Raw genomic sequence first — 17531 nt, forward strand, 5'->3', positions numbered from 1 at the left:
ATGGGGCACGGCAGATTGTCGTCGGCGGAGGAGGCTTCACGTGCGGGACCTGGTCGAGATCGGGATGGGCCGCACCGCGCGGCGGGCGTATGACCTCGACGACGTCGAGATCGTGCCGTCGCGGCGGACGCGCTCGTCCTCGGTGGTGTCCACCGCCTGGCAGATCGACGCCTACCGCTTCGACCTGCCGCTCGTCACGCACCCGACCGACGCGATCGTCTCGCCCGGCACCGCGGTCGCCGTCGGCGAGCTCGGCGGGCTGGGCGTGCTCAACGCCGAAGGGCTCTGGGCGCGGCACGCGAACGTCGAGGACGCCATCTTCCAGCTGGTCCGCGCGGCCGAGGACCTCGAGGACCCGACCGCGGTGGGCCGCGTGCTGCAGGAGCTGCACGCCGCGCCGATCCGGCTCGACCTGCTGACCGAGGCGATCAAGACGGTCCGCGAGTCCGGCGTCACGGTGGCCGCGCGGGTCAGCCCGCAGCACGCCGCCGAGCTGACCCCGGACCTGATCGCGGCCGGCGTCGAGATCCTCGTCGTCCAGGGCACGATCATCTCCGCCGAGCACGTCCAGCGCGACGCCGAGCCGCTGAACCTCAAGGAGTTCATCGGCCGCCTCGACGTCCCGGTCATCGCCGGCGGCGTCAGCGACTACCGCACCGCGATGCACCTCATGCGCACCGGCGCGGCCGGGGTCATCGTGGGCCACGGCTACACGCCGGGCGTGACGAGCACCGATCGCGTGCTCGGCATCGGCGTCCCGATGGCGACCGCGATCATCGACGCCGCGGCCGCCCGCCGCGACTACCTCGACGAGACCGGCGGCCGGTACGTGCACGTGCTCGCGGACGGCGGCATGACGGTGTCGGGTGACATCGCCAAGGCCATCGCGTGCGGCGCGGACGCCGTCATGCTCGGCTCCCCGCTGGCCGCCGCCTCGGACGCGCCCGGTCAGGGCCTGTACTGGACGGCGGCCGCGGCGCACCCGTCACTGCCGCGCTCGCGCGTGGCGGCCGGTCCCGATTACGCCGTGGACCTCAAGACCCTGCTGTTCGGGCCGTCGTCGGACGCGGAAGGCGTGGTGAACCTGTTCGGGGCGCTCCGCCGCGCGATGGCGAAGACGGGTTACTCGGACCTCAAGGAGTTCCAGCGGGTGGGCCTCACCGTCCGGCGGTGAGGTGGCCGAGGAACGCGGCGAAGGCGGCCGCTGAGTAGACGAGGACCGGCCGGGGCACCGCCTGCTTGGTGTCCCGGACCCCGACCACGCCGGGGCCGGTGCCGACCTCGACGCAGGCGTTCTCTTCGAAGTGGCTGTGGCTCGACTTGCGCCAACCGGTGAGCGTTCGTGGGCTCATCGTGCTGTCTCCCGCGTTTGTGTCCCGCCCGGCGGTGATTCGCCGACGTGGACATCAAGCACCGTGGAGATTACCCACTATTGTCGTCGGACAAGCATAACTGGCCGGTAACTTACCTCTGGTCAGAACGCGGGGCCGGAGTTACGCTCCAGGTGTGACTGCCAGTAACACCACCACCAGTGCGGGTGGCCCCGACTACGACGTCGTCGTGGTGGGGTCGGGGTTCGGCGGCAGCGTTGCGGCGCTGCGGCTCACCGAGAAGGGCTACCGGGTAGCCGTCATCGAGGCGGGCCGCCGGTTCGCCGACGACGAGTTCGCGAAGACGTCGTGGGATCTCAAGCGCTACCTGTGGGCGCCGCAGGTCGGCTGCTACGGCATCCAGCGCATCCACATGCTCAACGACGTCATGGTGCTGGCGGGCGCCGGTGTCGGCGGCGGCTCGCTCGTCTACGCGAACACGCTGTACCGGCCGCTCAAGCCGTTCTACGCCGACCGGCAGTGGGCGCACATCACCGACTGGGAGTCCGAGCTCGCCCCGCACTACGACCAGGCGAGCCGGATGCTCGGCGTCGTCACGAACCCGACGATCACCCCGTCGGACGTCGTGATGCGCGAGGTCGCGAAGGACATGGGCGTCGCCGGCTCGTTCCACCCGACGCCGGTCGGCGTCTACTTCGGCAAGCCGGGCGAGCGTGCCGCCGATCCGTACTTCGGTGGCGCCGGCCCGGCCCGCACCGGCTGCACCGAATGCGGCTCCTGCATGACCGGCTGCCGCGTCGGCGCGAAGAACACGCTGGTCAAGAACTACCTCTACCTCGCCGAGCAGGACGGCGCGCAGGTCATCCCGCTCACCACGGTGACGGCCGTGACGCCGATCGACGGCGGCTACGAAGTCAGCCTCAAGAAGACCGGAACCACCTCGAGGAAGTTTCGCACGACGATCACGGCCGAGAAGGTCGTCTTCGCCGCGGGGACGTGGGGCACCCAGAACCTGCTGCACCGGATGAAGGACACCGGACGGCTGCCGAAGCTCTCGCGGCGGCTCGGCGAGCTGACCCGCACGAACTCCGAGGCCATCATCGGCGCGGCCCGGACCGACGTCGACGAGAGCCGGAACTTCAGCCGCGGCGTCGCGATCACCTCGTCCATCCACCCGGACGAGAACACCCACATCGAGCCGGTCCGCTACGGCAAGGGCAGCAACGCGATGAGCCTGCTGCAGACGATCGCGACGGACGGCGCCTCGCCGGTGCCGCGCTGGCAGCAGCTGGTGCGGTTCCTGCTGAAGCACCCGGTCCAGTCGGCGCGGATGCTCAACGGCTACCGCTGGAGCGAGCGCACGGTGATCCTGCTGGTCATGCAGAGCCTGGACAACTCGATCACGACGTACACCAAGCGCGGGCTGTTCGGCCGCCGCAAGTACACGTCCAAGCAGGGCCACGGCGAGCCGAACCCGAGCTTCATCCCGGCCGGCCACGAGGCCAACGAGCGCACGGCCGAGCGCATCGGCGGCATCGCCGGCGGCACCTGGGGCGAGATCTTCGACATCCCGCTGACGGCGCACTTCATCGGCGGCGTCCCGATCGGTGCCACGGCCGACGAAGGGGTGATCGACCCGTACCACCGCGTGTTCGGCTACCCGGGCCTGTCGGTAGTGGACGGCGCGGCGATCACCGCCAACCTCGGCGTGAACCCGTCGCTGACGATCACGGCCCAGGCCGAGCGCGCGTTCTCCTTCTGGCCGAACAAGGGCGAGGAGGACCTGCGGCCGGCGCAGGACGTGCCCTACGCGCGGCTGGAGCCGATCGCGCCGAAGAACCCGGCCGTTCCCGCGGAGGCCCCCGCCGCGCTGTATCGATCCTCCTAGGGCCTCTCCTCCTAGACTCGGGGCCGTGACGGCATCCGAGAAGGCACACGCACTGCTCGACGGCATCCGGAAGCTCGACGACGAATGGGCGCGGGCCATCGGTGGCCTCGGCGAACCCGAGCTGCGCGCTCCCAGCGCGCTGCCCGGCTGGTCGCGCGCTCACGTCCTCGCGCACGTCGCCCGCAACGCCGACGGCCTGCAGAACCTGCTGGCCTGGGCGAACACCGGCGTCGAGACGCCGATGTACCCCAGTGCCGAGGCCCGGGAGCGGGACATCGAAGCCGGCGCCCAGCACGCGGCCGCCGACCTGCTCGCGGACTTCGTCGCGTCGGCCGGGCGGTTCGAGCAGTACGCCGCCGCGATGCCGGACGACGCCTGGGCGCGGGAGGCCCGCAACCGGCAGGGCGCGCCCGTCACCGGGGCCGTCGTGGCGCGGATGCGGCTGTCCGAACTGACCATCCACCTCGCCGACCTCGACCGCGGCTACGACCTCGACCGCGTGCTCGCGCTGCTCGGCCCGCTGACCGAGGACGTCGTCCAGCACGCCGTCACCTCGCGCGGTGCCCACCTCCCGGCGCTGCGCCTGGCCGCCGACGGGTTCGAGTGGACGATGGGTGCCGCCCCGAAGACGACCGTCCGCGGGTCGGCCGGGGCGCTGCTGGCCTGGCTCAGCGGGCGCTCCGACGGCGCCGCCCTCGACGGTGACGTGCCCCGGATCCCGGCCTGGACGTGACCGGCCCGCTCCGCCACGTGAACGCCTTGCGCCCGCTCTACACTGGGCGTTCCCGGCACCGAGGAGTCCGCTGTGGACAGTGAGCACGACCAGGGGCGGACCGGCGTCCGCCGCCGGACGTTCCTGCGGATCGCGGGCGTCTCGGCCGCCGGTGCCGTCGCCGCCGCGTGCGGGCCGGAGAACCCCGCCGCCCCGGTCGCCTCGACCGCCCCGGCGGACCCGACGTCGGCCCCGCCGGCCACCCGGCTGCCCACCGGGCCACCGAACTGGGACGACCTGCGCCCCCGGCTGACCGGCGACCTGCTGCGGCCGGGCGCCGAAAGCTACGACACCGCCAAGCACGGCTTCAACCAGCTGTTCGACGGCAACAACCCGGTCGCCGTGGCGACCGTGGCGACCACCCAGGACGTCCAGGCCTGCCTGAAGGCGGCCGCCGGGCGCGTCGCGATCGCCGCGCGCAGCGGCGGCCACAGCTACGCCGGGTACTCGGTGCCGGTGGGCGGGCTGGTCATCGACGTGGCCGCGCTGAACAAGGTCGACGTCCAGGGCGGCAAGGCCGTGATCGGCGCCGGCGCGAAGCTGAAGGACGTCTACGCCGCGCTGGCACGGGCCGGGCGCGCGCTGCCCGCCGGATCCTGCCCGACGGTCGGGATCGCCGGGCTGACCCTCGGCGGCGGCATCGGCGTGCTCGCCCGCAAGTACGGCTTGACCTGCGACCACCTGAGCTCCGCGCAGGTCGTCACCGCCGACGGCCGGACGCTCACCGCCTCCGCCGGTTCCGAACCGGACCTGTTCTGGGCGCTGCGCGGCGGGGGCGGCGGCAACTTCGGCGTCGTCACCGAGTTCACCTTCGACACCGATCCGGCGCCGGAGGCGCTGACGGTGTTCTCGCTGCACTTCCCGGCCGGGGCCGCGAGCGGCGTGCTCGCCGCGTGGCAGCAGTGGATCGCCGCGATGCCGCCGGAGCTCTGGGCGAACCTGGTGCTTTCGGGCGGGTCGCCGGTGCAGTGCCGCGTCGGCGGCTGCTACGTCGGAGGCGCCGCGGGGCTCAACACGCTGCTGAACAACCTGACGGCCAACGCCGGCGCCCGGCCGACGCAGCGCGTGGTGAAGACCCTGGACTACCTCGGCGCCATGAAGTACTTCGAGGGCAGCTCGAACCGCCAGTCGTTCATCGCCTCCTCGCGGATGATCACCACCCCGGTCGACGCCGCGAAGGTCGTCGCGGTCGCCGACGGCCGGTCGGGCATGGACCTGCTCATCGACGGTCTCGGCGGCGCGGTGGCCGGGCCGGCCAAGGACGCCACGGCGTTCTGGCACCGCGACGCGCTGGCCAGCATCCAGGTCTACGCGCCCGCGACGACGAAGACCCGGACGAAGGTCACGCAGGCGGTCGGCGACGTTGTCGCGGGACTCGCCGCGGCCGGCGCGGGCGGCGGGTACGTCAACTACATCGACCCGGCCCTGCCCGACTGGAAGGCCGCCTACTACGGCGACAACGCCAAGCGCCTGCAGGACGTCGCGAACAAGTACGACCCCAACAACGTCTTCCGGTTCGGGCAGGGCGTCGTCAGCTAGAGGTCGATGCCGGTGAAGACGGTGACGCGCTCCTCCGTCAGGTCGTGCATCGCGGCGAGCACGCCTTCGCGGCCGACACCGGAGCCCTTCACGCCGCCGTAAGGCATCTGGTCGGCGCGGTAGGACGGGACGTCACCGATGATCACGCCGCCGACCTCCAGCTCCGCCGACGCGTGGAACGCCAGCTGGACGTCGGTGGTGAAGACGCCCGCCTGCAGGCCGTAGGCGGATTCGTTGACCGAGCGGAAGGCCGCGTCCACACCGTCCACAACGGACACCGCGAGGACCGGGCCGAAGATCTCCTCGGACCACGCCTTGGTGTCCGGCGGGACGTCGGTGAGCAGGGTCGGGGCGACGGTCGCGCCGTCGCGGGTGCCGCCGGTGAGCACCTTCGCGCCCGCTTCGACGGCCTCATGGATCCACGCGACGATCCGCTCGGCGGCGGCTTCGTCGACCACCGGGCCGACGTCGGTGTTGCGGTCGTACGGGTCGCCGGTCCGCTGCGCCTCGACGGCTTCCACCAGCGCGGGCACGAACTCCTCGGCCACGGCGGCGTCCACGATCACCCGCTGCACCGCGATGCAGGACTGGCCGGCCTGGTAGTTGCCGAAGGTGGCGATCCGGTGCGCGGCGCCTTCGGGGTCGGGCCAGTCGCGCAGCACGACGGCCGCCGCGTTGCCGCCGAGCTCGAGCACGACGTGCTTGCGGGGTGCGGCGTCCTTGAGCGACCAGCCGACCGGGCCGGAGCCGGTGAACGACACGACCGGCAACCGCGGGTCCGCGACGAGCGCCTGTGTCTCCTCGTTTCCGAGCGGCAGCACCGAGAAGGCGCCTTCCGGGAGGTCCGTCTCGGCCAGGATTTCGCCGAGGATCAGCGCCGACAACGGCGTCCGCGGCGCGGGCTTGACGATGATCGGCGCGCCGATCGCCAGCGACGGCGCGACCTTGTGCGCCACCAGGTTGAGCGGGAAGTTGAACGGCGCGATGCCGAGCACCGGCCCGCGCGGGACCCGGCGGGTCAGCGCCAGCCGGGCCTCGCCGGCGGGGTCGGTGTCGAGGCGCTGGACTTCGCCGGTGAAGCGGCGGGCTTCCTCGGCGGCGATGCGGAACACCGACACCGCGCGCTTGACCTCGGCTTCGGCCCACTTGAGCGGCTTGCCGTTTTCGGCGGTGATCACCTCGGCGATCTCCTCCGCACGCGCGGCGAGCACGCGGGAGACGTGGTCGAGCGCGCCCGCCCGCAGGTGCGCGGGGCTGCGCCGGAACTCCTTGGCGACCGCGGCCGCGGCGGCCACCGCGCGTTCGACCTGGTCCGGCCCGGGCACGGCGACCGTGGCGACCTCGCTGCCGTCGTACGGGTGGTGCACGACGAGGGTGGTCGCGCCCGGCTCCGGGCGGCCGGCGATCCAGGCGGGGCGCGGCTCGGGGGTGATCATGTCCATGCGTACCAACGTAATCCGGGTGGGGGTGCGACCGGCGCACCCCCACCCGGACGGGTCACGGCTTGATGAGCACCTTCAGTGCTTCGCGGTCGGCCATCGCGCGGTAACCGCCGGGGATCTCTTCGACGCCGATCGTGCGGTCGAAGACCTTGCCGGGCTGGTACTTGCCGTCGAGGACGTCCGGCAGCAGCTCGGGGATGTAGTGCCGCGCCGGGGCGACCCCGCCGGTGACGGTGATGTTCCGCCGGAACAGCGCCGGGCCGATCGGGCCCTCCTCGTACTGCGGGACGCCGACGCGGCTGACCGCACCGCCCGCGCGCACGACGCCGACGGCCATCTCGAAGGCGGGTTTCGTGCCGACGCATTCCAGGACGGCGTGGGTGCCTTCACCGCCGGTCAGCTCGCGCACCTTGGCGATGCCTTCCTCGCCGCGCCCGGCGACGACGTCGGTCGCGCCGAACTCGCGGCCGAGGTCGGTCCGCGCCGGGTGGCGTCCCATGAGGACGATCCGCTCGGCGCCGAGGCGCTTCGCGGCGAGAACAGCGGAGAGGCCGACCGCGCCGTCGCCGATCACGGTGACGTTCTGGCCCGGCGTCACGCGCGCCTTCGTCGCGGCGTGGTGGCCGGTCGGGAAGACGTCCGAGAGCGTGAGGAGCGACGCGAGCAGCCCGTCGTCCTCGGTGTGCGGCACCTTGACGAGGGTGCCGTCGGCCTGCGGCACGCGCACGGCTTCGCCCTGCCCGCCGTCGACGCCGTTGGCGCCCCAGAACCCGCCGTGCACGCAGGAGGTCTGCAGGCCTTCGCGGCAGTACTGGCAGGTGTTGTCGGAGTAGACGAAGGGCGCGATGACGAGGTCGCCCTTGGTGACGGTGGCGACGTCCGCGCCGGTCTCCTCGACGATCCCGAGGAACTCGTGCCCGATGCGGCGGCCGTGCTCGCTCGGTGCCATGTCGGCGTACGGCCAGAGGTCGCTGCCGCAGATGCAGGACCGGACGACCCGCAGGATGACGTCGGTCGGCTCCACCAGCTTCGGGTCGGGAACGGTCTCCACCCGCACGTCGCCGGCGCCGTAGATGACTGTCGCTCGCATGCAAGTCCTTTCGTTAGCTTCCCTAAGTAAGACCGGCGGCGAGGGGACGGGCATTCCGGGGTGTGTCGACCGTGACAAACGGCGGAGGTGCGGCGGCGGTGTCGCGCCTAGATTTTCGGTCATGACCACTCGCGCCGCACCCCGCAACCCGTTCGGGGCCCTCGCCCCGGTGGCCCGCCGCCCGTACCTGACCGCCGTGGTCTTCGCGGTGACCTTGGCCTGCGGCATCGCGCAGCTGGTGCACCCGCCGCTGTACGACGTGATGCACCGTGACGCCGCCCGCATCGACGCCGGCGAGTGGTACCGCCTGGTGACCGGCATGTTCTTCCAGGACGGCTGGGCCTTCGGCCTGACGTCGAACCTGCTCTGGCTGGCGTTCTTCGGCACGCTCGCCGAGCGCGTGTTCGGCCGCGCGCGGTGGCTCGTCCTGTACTTCGGGTGCGGCCTGTTCGGCCAGGTCATGAGCTACGTCTGGCTCAACCCGGTCGGTGCCGGCAACTCGATGTGCGTGGTGGGGCTGATCGGCGGCCTGGCGGCGGTCGTCATGGTGGCTTCCCGCCGGTACGGCGTGGCGCTGCCGATGCAGTTCCGGGTCATCGCCTACGCCGCGCCGGTGCTGGCCGTGGTGGACACGCTGGCGCACGACAACCACGGCCTCCCGCTGCTGCTGGGCCTGGCGCTGGGCTTCGCGCTGCTACCGGCTCCGGTGAAGGTCGCGCAGCAGTAGGACTTCGGCGCAGTGGTGGATCAGCTCGCGGTGGATGTGCAGCACCAAGGTGGCCATCGGGTACTCCGCGTACGGCCCCTCGGCCGGTCCGCACGGCCGGGCGAGGGCCTCTTCGTCGAGCGACCTCACCCCTTCGACCCACTGCGCGTAGAACTTGTCGAGTTCCGACAGCGCTTCGGCGGCCGTCCCCGGGTACGGGTAGCTGTCGTAGCCGACCGGCGCGCCGCCGAAGTGCGACGCGATCCGCGCGCCGAGCACGCCGACGAGGATGTGGCCGAGCCGCCATGCGATCGTCGTCACCGGCGGAGGCGTCGGCTCGGGGAAGGCGAAGTCGATGGTGAACGGGCCCGAGCCGGGCTCGTCGTCCGACTTGCGCGGCCGGACGGTCCAGCAGTTCGCGACCGGCTCCCAGAAGTACTCGTCATCGGTGAGTCCTTCGAGCTTCGGGCGCACCAGGACGGTCCAGTGGAAGTCGAGCTGGTCGGTCAGTTCCTTGGTCCAGTTCACAGCCATACCGGGCACCGTAGGCCCGATCGAGGACAGGATCGGCCCTGAATCCGGGTGACCGGGCCCACCTGGGACGATGGTGGGGAATCCCGCTTCTCGCCAGGAGGTCGCCAGGTGCCCAACCCCATCGGTCCGGTTCTCGTCGTGGACTTCGGGGCGCAGTACGCGCAGCTGATCGCCCGGCGCGTCCGCGAGGCGCAGATCTACTCCGAGGTCGTTCCGCACAGCGCGTCGACCGAAGAGATCCTCGCGAAGAACCCCGCGGCCATCATCCTTTCCGGCGGCCCGTCGAGCGTGTACGCCGAAGGTGCCCCGGGCATGGACCCGAAGCTCACCGAAGCGGGCGTGCCGATGTTCGGCATCTGCTACGGCCACCAGCTGCTGGCCAGCGCGCTCGGCGGGGTCGTCGAGCCGACCGGCGTGCGCGAGTTCGGCCGCACCGAGGTCCGCGTGACCGGTGACGGCGGTGTCCTGCACGCCGGCCTGCCAGCGCACCAGCCCGCGTGGATGAGCCACAACGACAGCGTCACCAAGGCCCCGGAGGGCTCGGTCGTCACGGCGTCTTCGGACGGCGCCGAAGTCGCCGGCTTCGAGGACGTCAAGCGTCGCTTCGCGGGCGTCCAGTACCACCCGGAGGTCGCGCACTCGCCGCACGGCCAGGAGGTGCTGCGCCGGTTCCTGCGCGACATCGCCGGCATCGAGCCGCAGTGGACGACGTCGTCGATCGTCGAGGAGCAGGTCCAGCGGATCAGCGACCAGATCGGCGACGGCCGCGCGATCTGCGGGCTGTCCGGCGGGGTCGACTCCGCCGTCGCGGCCGCGCTCGTGCAGCGCGCCATCGGCGACCGGCTGACCTGCGTGTTCGTCGACCACGGCCTGCTGCGGGCGGGCGAGCGCACCCAGGTCGAGCAGGACTTCGTCTCCGCCACCGGGGTCAACCTCGTCACCATCGACGCGCGGGAACGCTTCCTCGGCGCGCTGGCCGGCGTCACCGACCCGGAGCAGAAGCGCAAGATCATCGGCCGCGAGTTCATCCGCGTGTTCGAGCAGGCCGAGCGCGACCTCAAGGCCCAGGGCGACTACCGGTTCCTGGTCCAGGGGACGCTGTACCCGGACGTCGTCGAGTCCGGCGGCGGCGAGGGCACGGCCAACATCAAGAGCCACCACAACGTCGGCGGCCTGCCGGACGACCTGCAGTTCGAGCTGGTCGAGCCGCTGCGGCTGCTGTTCAAGGACGAGGTCCGCCGGGTCGGCCTGGAGCTGGGGCTGCCCGAAACGATCGTGCAGCGCCAGCCGTTCCCCGGCCCCGGCCTGGGCATCCGGATCATCGGCGCGGTCGACCAGGAGCGCCTCGACACCCTGCGTGCGGCGGACCTGATCGCGCGTGAGGAGCTGACGGCGGCCGGGCTGGACCGCAGCATCTGGCAGTGCCCGGTGGTGCTGCTCGCCGACGTCCGCAGCGTCGGCGTCCAGGGTGACGGCCGGACCTACGGGCACCCGATCGTCCTGCGGCCGGTGTCGTCCGAAGACGCGATGACCGCGGACTGGACACGCCTGCCCTACGAGGTCCTGGAGCGGATTTCCACCCGCATCACCAACGAGGTCGCGGAGGTCAACCGGGTGGTGCTGGACGTGACGTCCAAGCCGCCGGGCACCATCGAGTGGGAGTGACCGCCCCCTGAACAGGACTCGAGGCCCCGGCGTGGGATCCGGGGCCTCGAGAGATTCCGTCCTTCAGTGCCGCCGTTTGCCGCGGAACGACGCCGCGAGGAGCAGCAGCCCCACGAAGACCGCACCGCCGGCGATCACCCAGCGGAAGTCGAACGGTGGCAACCAGCTGGCGCCGTCGGAGAGGACATACGCCGACACCAGCAGCGTCGCGATGCCGAAGATCAGGGTGAAGACGTCCAGGCCGCCGCGCTGGGCGGGCTGGGTTTCGGCCGGATCGTCGTAGGCGTAAGGGTTCTGGTCAGTCACGCCGCACCTCCACGTTGCCCACGTTGTTCGAAACCTTCAGCGTGATCTTCTGGCCGCCGGGGCCGTCGGCGCCGTTGTCCGTGCCGACCAGCGCGGCCTCGCCGACGCCGTCGTTCCTGCGGCCGAAGCACGACGTCTCGCCCGCGCCGGTGTGGCAGTCGAAGGTGACGTCCGCGTCGGCCGGCACGATCACCGTGGTGTCGCCCGCGCCGTTGGACACGGTCGTCGAGTACGGCGCTCCGGCCGGCAGCTTGGTCAGGTCGAGGTCGATGTCGCCCGCCGCGTGCTGGTAGAGCGGCTGCAGTTCGGCCAGTGACTGCGGCACCGGGCTGATGTCGCCGAGACCGCCGCGGACGTCGAAGCTCTTGAACGGCGCGCTCGTCAGGACCAGCCCCGCGATCGCCAGCGGGATCGCGAGCCCGATCAGGCCGCGTCCGCCGCGGGCGAACGCGCCGGCGACCAGGCCGATGCCGACCACGCCGAGCACCAGGCCGATGATGTGCTGCGCGTCGAACCAGGCGGCGCCGTTGAGGCCGGCCAGCACACCGGCGCCGGCGGTCAGCACGGCCAGCGCGAACGTCGCCGAGCCGACCTTCGACCGCGGACGCCGCTGCGGCGCCTGGTACGACGGTGGCGGCGGCGTGGGCCGCGGCTCCTGCGCGGGCGGGGCGTCGGGAAGGTCCCAGCCGGCCGGGTCGGCGGCCAGGGGATCCCAGCCGCGCGCCGGCGAAGGCGCCTCGGCGGTGTCGGTCATGGTGAAAGCTCCGTTTCCGGTGAAGGCCGGGTACGACGTCCGCGCGGCGACCGGCGCGGGGCGGTTCTCGTGGCCGCGGCTGCGGTGCAGCAGGTAGAGCGCGGTGGCGATGAGCGCGCAGCTGATCAGCCCGCCACCGTCGAACCACGACCCGGTGATCGAGCCCCCGGCGCTGACGACGGTGAGGACCATGAGCACGACGGCGAACGCGGGCGACACCGACGACCGGCCGCGCCCGATGAGGCTTTCGAAGCCGGAGACCTCGTCGCTTTCGCCGGGCAGGAACAGCCACCCCAGCAGGTAGAAGGGAACGCCGAAGCCACCGAAGATCGTCGTGACCACCAAGGCGATCCGCACGACGACGGGATCGATCCCGTACCGCCGCCCGATGGCGGCGGCCACCCCGGCCAGCTTCCGCCCGGAGTGCGGCCGCCGGGGCCGGCTGACCCAGAAGTCCTTGACGGTCTCCTCGAAGCCGTTCAGGGCACCCGGCTTCGGCGACCGGGTTTCGCTCGCACCACTCATACCGAGAAGCATGCGGCACCTGCGACGGCGGGACATCCGGGATGGTCCCTGAGGTTTCCCGGAGGGGACACGGGGGTCGCGCTCAGCGGCGGAAGCCGCCCTCGGAGCTGATCGTCTGGCCGGTGATCCAGTCCGCATCGTCCGTCGCCAGGAAGCCCACCAGCTTCGCCGCTTCTTCCGGTGTGCCCCACCGGCCTCGCGGGAACCGGCGGCGCACCGCCTCGTGCACCTCCGGGGGCGCGTATCCGGTGTCGACCGGGCCGGGATTGACCGTGTTGACCGTGATCGCGCGATCGGCCAGCGCATCCGCGAGTGAGCGCGTGATCGACGCAAGCGCACCCTTGCTCGCCGCGTACGCGATTTCACCCGGCATCGGGCCGAGGTCCTGCCCGGACGTGAAGAACACGATCCGCCCGCCCGGGCGGCCGTCGTGCTGGGCCGCGAACGCCTGCGCCAGCAGGATCGACGAGCGGGTGTTGACCGCCCAGTGTGCGTCGAGCATCGCGGCGTCCAGTTCGCCGAGACCGCCGTCGGATCCGCTGAGCGCGTGGTTGCAGACCAGGATGTCGACGTGCCCGTGCGCTGCGACGGCTGCTGCCATCAGCCGTTCCGGTGCCTCCGGAGCCGCCAGGTCCAGCTCCAGGCCTTCGGGCCGAGCGGGATCCGCGCCCCACGGCTGTTCCCGGTCGTGCGGTGCGTAGTGGTGGCGGAAGACGGCGGCGCCGAGCCCGCCCAGCCGTCCGGCGATCGGCGTGGCCGATCCCCGCCCGGCGGCTGACTCCGGTGACCAGTGCGACGCGGCCGTCCAGTGATGCGGGCATGATCGGCAGTCTTCCACCGGATCAGGGGTTTCCCCGATGGAACAGCACCCCGGTGCGTGTGACCATGGACGGCGTGCAGGAGTCCCTCGACCACGTCACCGCCGAGCAGGCGATCGCGACCACGGAACCGGCCGCGCCCAAGATGTTCCGGCGCCGGTCCGGGCGGGCCATCGCCGGCGTCGCCGGGGGGCTCGCCGATCACCTCGGTGTGCCGGTCGTCTGGGTGCGGACGGCCTTCGCGCTGCTGGCCGCGCTCAACGGCGCCGGGCTGCTCGCCTACGGCCTCCTCTGGGTCTTCGTCCAGCAGCAGACCGAAGAGGCCGCGGACGCGCCGACCCCGAAGGAACGCCAGCAGGCGTTCGGGCTGATCGCGCTGGGCGTCGGCCTCGCCGTCGCCAGCGGGACGCTCACCGGGTTCATCAGCGGCTGGGTCGCGGTGCCCCTGGCCGTCGCCATGCTCGGTGCCGCGGTCGTCTGGCGCGAGGCCGACGAGTCGCAGCGCCGCCGCTGGAAGGTCGGCGCGAAGGACGGCTTCGCCGGGGCGTTCCTCGGCGGGGGCGGCTGGTCGGCCGCCATCCGGATCGTCGCCGGGGTCGCGCTGGTGATCACCGGCATCGGTGTCGTCGTGCTCCGCAGCGGCAGCCTCGACCAGGTCCAGTTCGCGCTCATCGCCGTCATCGCCACCCTGATCGGCGTCGCGGTGCTGACCGTGCCGTTCTGGCTGCGGCTGGTCCGGGACCTCTCCGACGAGCGCAAGGCCCGCATCCGCACCGACGAACGCGCCGAGATCGCCGCCCACCTGCACGACTCCGTGCTGCAGACCCTCGCGCTGATCCAGAAGCAGAGCGAGTCGCCGCGTGAGGTCGCGCGGCTGGCCCGCAGCCAGGAGCGCGAGCTGCGTGGCTGGCTCTACGGCCCGAACGGCTACGGCAAGCCCGCCGAGAACGTCGAGGAAGCGACCGGCCAGCTGTCCGAAGCGCTCGCGACTGCGTGCGGCGAGGTCGAGGACACCTTCGCGATCTCGGTCGGCCAGGTCGTCGTCGGCGACGCCGAGCTGGACGAATCGCTGGTGGCGCTGGTCCAGGCCGCGAGGGAAGCGATCGTGAACGCGGCCAAGCACGCCGGCGTCGACGAGGTCAGCGTCTACGCCGAGGTCGAGCCGACGTCGGTGACGGTGTTCGTCCGCGACCGCGGCAAGGGCTTCGACCCCGACCTCGTCCCGGAGGACCGCCACGGCCTCGCCGACTCGATCCGCGGCCGGATGACCCGCCACGGCGGCACCTGCAAGGTCCGGGCGGCGCCGGGTGAGGGCACCGAAGTGCAGCTCGCCATGCCGGTGAAAGCGGGCAAGGGAGCGGCGTGAGGCGGCTATGCTCGATGACGTGACGGACAACCAGCGTGAACCGGTCAAGGTGTTCCTCGTCGACGACCACGCGCTGTTCCGCGCGGGGGTGCGCACCGAGCTCGACTCGATCACCGACGAGGTCCGCGTGGTCGGCGAGGCCGGTTCGGTCGCCGAAGCGGTGGCCGGCATCGTCCGCACGAAGCCCCAGGTCGTCCTCCTCGACGTCCACATGCCCGACGGCGGCGGCGCCGAAGTGCTGCGCCGGGTCCGCCCGGAGCTGCCGGACGTGGTGTTCCTGGCCCTGTCGGTCTCGGACGCCGCCGAAGACGTCATCGCGGTCATCCGCGCGGGCGCCCGCGGCTACGTCACGAAGACGATCTCGTCGAAGGAACTGGTCCGCGCGGTGGTCCGGGTAGCGGACGGCGACGCGGTGTTCTCGCCGCGGCTGGCCGGCTTCGTCCTGGACGCGTTCGCCGACCGCCCGGGTTCGGCGCCGATCAACGACCCCGAGCTGGACCTGCTGACGCCTCGCGAGCGGGACGTCCTGCGACTGCTCGCGCGCGGGTACGCGTACAAGGAGATCGCGTCGGAGCTGTTCATCTCCGTGAAGACGGTGGAGACGCACGTGTCGAGCGTCCTGCGGAAGACCCAGCTTTCGAACCGCTACGAGCTCTCCCGCTGGGCCTCCGACCGCCGTCTCGTCTAGACGCGTTCCAGCACCGGTTCCGCCGCCGGCACCCGCTTGGGAAGCCGGGTCAACGCCACGCCGCCGAGCACGATCACCATGCCCGCGATCACCCGCAGGTGCAGCTGCTCGCCGAGGAACACCGCCCCGAGCAGCACCGAAACCACCGGCAGCAGGTACCCGACCACCGAAGCCGCCACCGCGCCCTCGCTGGCCAGCAGCTGGTAGTTCAGGGCGAACGCGATCCCCGTCGACCCGATGCCCAGCACCAGCACCGCCAGCAGCGGTCCCGGCGAAACGTGCACCGGCGCGAAGCCACCCGCCGGCAGCGCCAGCACCAGCATCCCGCTGGCCAGCACCATCTGGCCCGCCGAAGTCGCGTACGGCGACACCGACGGGTCCGACAGGTACTTGCCTTCGTAGACGAACGCGAAGCCGTAGCTCGCCGCCGCCGCGAGGCAGCCCAGCGCGCCCCAGCTCAGCAGGCCCGACGCCTGCCACGGCGCGAAGATCAGCAGGATCCCGCCGAGGCCGGCGACCAGGCCGGCCAGCCGCGTCCCCGTCATCCGGGACGACGTTCCCATCAGCGGCGCGGCGAGCAGCACCCACAGCGGCGTCGTCGAGTTGAGGACCCCGGTGATGCCCGAGTCGACCGTCGTCTCGCCGATCGCGAACAGCAGGAACGGCAGCGCGTTGTGGAAGAACGCCGCGACCGCGAGGTGGCCCCACGTCCGGCGGTCGCGCGGGAGCCGGGCCCGCTGCAGGCGGCACAGCACCAGCAGCATGGCGGCACCGAGCACCAGCCGCGCCAGGACGAGCTGAACCGGCGAGAACATCCCCAGTCCCAGCTTGATCCAGAAGAAGCTCGAGCCCCACATCAGCGCCAGCGCACCGATCCTGAGCAGGGTCTTCGTCTCGCCCACCCCAGTCCTCCTTCGACAGCCGACGTCAGCTTCACCCGGACCAGACGTAAGGACAAGCGAAATTAACTGCATGAACACTTAAGCCGATCTGTACGATCGGGGGCATGCTCGACGTCCGCCGCATGCAGGTCCTCCGTGCCGTCATCACCAGCGGGTCGATCACCGCCGCGGCCCGCAACCTCGGCTACACGCCGTCCGCCATCAGCCAGCAGCTGTCCACGCTGGAGCGCGAGGCCGGCACCGAACTGCTCGAACGCGTCGGGCGCGGCGTCCGCCCGACGGCGGCGGGTGCCCTGCTGTCCGAACACGCCGAGACCCTCAGCACCGAGCTCGCCAAGGCCGAAGCCGCGTTGACGGAGCTCAAGGAGGGCCGCATCGGCCGCGTCTCGATCCGCTACTTCGCCACGGCGGGCGCGTCGCTGGTCCCGCCCGCGATCGCCGCGGTCCGCCGCGAGCACCCCGGCGTGCGCCTCGACCTCAAGCTGGTCGAACCCGACGACCCGATGACGGACGTCGAAGCGGGCAACGCCGACGTCGCGATCACCGTCTTCCCGCGCAAGACGCCGCCTGGCAAAGGCGTCGAGCTGGTGCACCTGCTCGACGACCCGTACCGGGCCGTGCTGCCGAAGGCCCACCCGCTGGCGCGCAAGCGCGTACTGGACCTGACGGACTTCGCCGAGGAGCCGTGGGTCGGCGTCGACGGCCTGCCCGGCGTCTGCCGCGACATCCTGGACAGCGCCTGCGCGTCCGCCGGGTTCGCGCCCAACGTCGTCGTCGAGTCCGAGGACTACCAGACGGCGCTGGGGTTCATCGCCGCCGGCATCGGCGTCGGGCTGATCCCGGAACTCGGGCTGGGGCTCGGCGCACAGCACCCCGGCGTGGTCGTCCGCCGGATGCGCAACCCCGAGCCGGTCCGCGCGATCCACGCCGCCGTCGCGTCACGCGCCTGGGGCCACCCGGCCGTCCGCACGCTGCTGGAAGCCATGCGCGCGGCGACCGCCAAGGTGGCCTAGACGAGCAAGTCTCAACTGGTCGGTGGTCGTAGGCGATCAGTGATCGTGTGACGGGCTGGCCGGTGGCGCGGTTGTGCCGGATGGCGGTGGTGGCCGTCCGGTGCGGGCGGGCTTGCCGAGATGGTCATCGATCTCGACGCAGAGTGCGGTCAGCGGGGTTCAGGTCTGTCTTCACCAACGGATCTTGAACAC

At 71.9% G+C, this 17531-nt stretch carries 17 protein-coding genes; 9 read left to right on the forward strand and 8 right to left on the reverse strand.

Annotated features, from left to right (window positions below; genetic code table 11):
* Window positions 1-40 precede the first annotated feature (40 nt).
* The gene (locus QRY02_RS41540; protein WP_003073532.1) at window positions 41-1174 is read left to right on the forward strand and encodes a GuaB3 family IMP dehydrogenase-related protein; all 1134 of its coding nucleotides are present in this window, start codon (window positions 41-43) and stop codon (window positions 1172-1174) included.
* On the opposite strand, the gene QRY02_RS41545 is transcribed toward QRY02_RS41540, so the two are convergent.
* Window positions 1158-1352, reverse strand: a complete 195-nt coding sequence (locus QRY02_RS41545) for a DUF397 domain-containing protein (protein WP_285988164.1) — start codon at window positions 1350-1352, stop codon at window positions 1158-1160. The genes QRY02_RS41540 and QRY02_RS41545 overlap by 17 nt on opposite strands.
* 154 nt (window positions 1353-1506) lie before the next feature.
* Here QRY02_RS41545 and QRY02_RS41550 point away from each other — a divergent pair, with 154 nt between their 5' ends.
* The 3 genes from QRY02_RS41550 to QRY02_RS41560 all read left to right on the forward strand — a co-directional run bounded on the left by QRY02_RS41550 (window position 1507) and on the right by QRY02_RS41560 (window position 5530).
* Window positions 1507-3219 carry a GMC family oxidoreductase gene (locus QRY02_RS41550; RefSeq protein ID WP_285988165.1) on the forward strand — a complete coding sequence of 571 codons (1713 nt, stop codon included), beginning with the start codon at window positions 1507-1509 and terminating at the stop codon, window positions 3217-3219.
* Window positions 3220-3244: 25 nt separating this feature from the next.
* Window positions 3245-3952 (forward strand): maleylpyruvate isomerase N-terminal domain-containing protein, encoded by a 708-nt coding sequence (locus QRY02_RS41555; protein WP_285988166.1) that lies wholly within the window; start codon window positions 3245-3247, stop codon window positions 3950-3952.
* A 72-nt stretch (window positions 3953-4024) separates the two neighbouring features.
* Window positions 4025-5530 (forward strand): FAD-binding oxidoreductase, encoded by a 1506-nt coding sequence (locus QRY02_RS41560; RefSeq protein ID WP_285988167.1) that lies wholly within the window; start codon window positions 4025-4027, stop codon window positions 5528-5530.
* Here the strand turns inward: QRY02_RS41560 and QRY02_RS41565 are convergent.
* A complete protein-coding gene (locus tag QRY02_RS41565; protein WP_285988168.1) occupies window positions 5527-6972 on the reverse strand; it encodes an aldehyde dehydrogenase family protein in 1446 nt (481 codons plus the stop codon). The two genes, QRY02_RS41560 and QRY02_RS41565, sit on opposite strands and share 4 nt — an antisense overlap.
* Before the next feature lie 55 nt (window positions 6973-7027).
* Window positions 7028-8062 carry a zinc-dependent alcohol dehydrogenase family protein gene (locus tag QRY02_RS41570; protein ID WP_285988169.1) on the reverse strand — a complete coding sequence of 345 codons (1035 nt, stop codon included), beginning with the start codon at window positions 8060-8062 and terminating at the stop codon, window positions 7028-7030.
* Between the two features lie 121 nt (window positions 8063-8183).
* Here QRY02_RS41570 and QRY02_RS41575 point away from each other — a divergent pair, with 121 nt between their 5' ends.
* Entirely contained in the window at window positions 8184-8789 is a 606-nt protein-coding gene (locus tag QRY02_RS41575) for a rhomboid family intramembrane serine protease (protein WP_285988170.1), read from the forward strand.
* Here QRY02_RS41575 and QRY02_RS41580 read toward each other — a convergent pair.
* Window positions 8757-9302, reverse strand: coding sequence for a DinB family protein (locus tag QRY02_RS41580; protein WP_285988171.1), 546 nt, complete (start codon window positions 9300-9302; stop codon window positions 8757-8759). The two genes, QRY02_RS41575 and QRY02_RS41580, sit on opposite strands and share 33 nt — an antisense overlap.
* 108 nt (window positions 9303-9410) lie before the next feature.
* Between QRY02_RS41580 and guaA the strand changes: the two genes are divergently transcribed.
* On the forward strand, window positions 9411-10967 hold the full coding sequence (guaA, locus tag QRY02_RS41585; RefSeq protein WP_285988172.1) for a glutamine-hydrolyzing GMP synthase: 1557 nt from the start codon (window positions 9411-9413) through the stop codon (window positions 10965-10967).
* Window positions 10968-11030: 63 nt separating this feature from the next.
* Here guaA and QRY02_RS41590 read toward each other — a convergent pair whose 3' ends face one another.
* The 3 genes from QRY02_RS41590 to QRY02_RS41600 all read right to left on the reverse strand — a co-directional run bounded on the left by QRY02_RS41590 (window position 11031) and on the right by QRY02_RS41600 (window position 13390).
* Window positions 11031-11273 carry a hypothetical protein gene (locus QRY02_RS41590; RefSeq protein WP_285988173.1) on the reverse strand — a complete coding sequence of 81 codons (243 nt, stop codon included), beginning with the start codon at window positions 11271-11273 and terminating at the stop codon, window positions 11031-11033.
* Entirely contained in the window at window positions 11266-12552 is a 1287-nt protein-coding gene (locus tag QRY02_RS41595) for a PspC domain-containing protein (protein ID WP_285988174.1), read from the reverse strand. The genes QRY02_RS41590 and QRY02_RS41595 overlap by 8 nt, the downstream gene beginning before the upstream one ends.
* 82 nt (window positions 12553-12634) lie before the next feature.
* Complete coding sequence (locus tag QRY02_RS41600) at window positions 12635-13390, reverse strand: SDR family oxidoreductase (RefSeq protein WP_353068241.1); 756 nt, start codon at window positions 13388-13390, stop codon at window positions 12635-12637.
* Between the two features lie 41 nt (window positions 13391-13431).
* Here QRY02_RS41600 and QRY02_RS41605 point away from each other — a divergent pair, with 41 nt between their 5' ends.
* Both QRY02_RS41605 and QRY02_RS41610 read left to right on the forward strand, forming a co-directional pair.
* Window positions 13432-14736: an ATP-binding protein gene (locus QRY02_RS41605; protein ID WP_285994073.1), complete on the forward strand. Its 1305-nt coding sequence runs from the start codon at window positions 13432-13434 to the stop codon at window positions 14734-14736.
* A 7-nt stretch (window positions 14737-14743) separates the two neighbouring features.
* Window positions 14744-15424 (forward strand): response regulator, encoded by a 681-nt coding sequence (locus tag QRY02_RS41610; protein ID WP_285988175.1) that lies wholly within the window; start codon window positions 14744-14746, stop codon window positions 15422-15424.
* Here the strand turns inward: QRY02_RS41610 and QRY02_RS41615 are convergent.
* Window positions 15421-16326, reverse strand: a complete 906-nt coding sequence (locus QRY02_RS41615; protein ID WP_285988176.1) for a DMT family transporter — start codon at window positions 16324-16326, stop codon at window positions 15421-15423. The genes QRY02_RS41610 and QRY02_RS41615 overlap by 4 nt on opposite strands.
* Window positions 16327-16430: 104 nt before the next feature.
* Here QRY02_RS41615 and QRY02_RS41620 point away from each other — a divergent pair, with 104 nt between their 5' ends.
* Window positions 16431-17339 carry a LysR family transcriptional regulator gene (locus tag QRY02_RS41620; protein WP_285988177.1) on the forward strand — a complete coding sequence of 303 codons (909 nt, stop codon included), beginning with the start codon at window positions 16431-16433 and terminating at the stop codon, window positions 17337-17339.
* Window positions 17340-17531 lie beyond the last annotated feature (192 nt).

Source organism: Amycolatopsis sp. DG1A-15b (assembly GCF_030285645.1).
Classification (GTDB): Bacteria; Actinomycetota; Actinomycetes; order Mycobacteriales; family Pseudonocardiaceae; genus Amycolatopsis.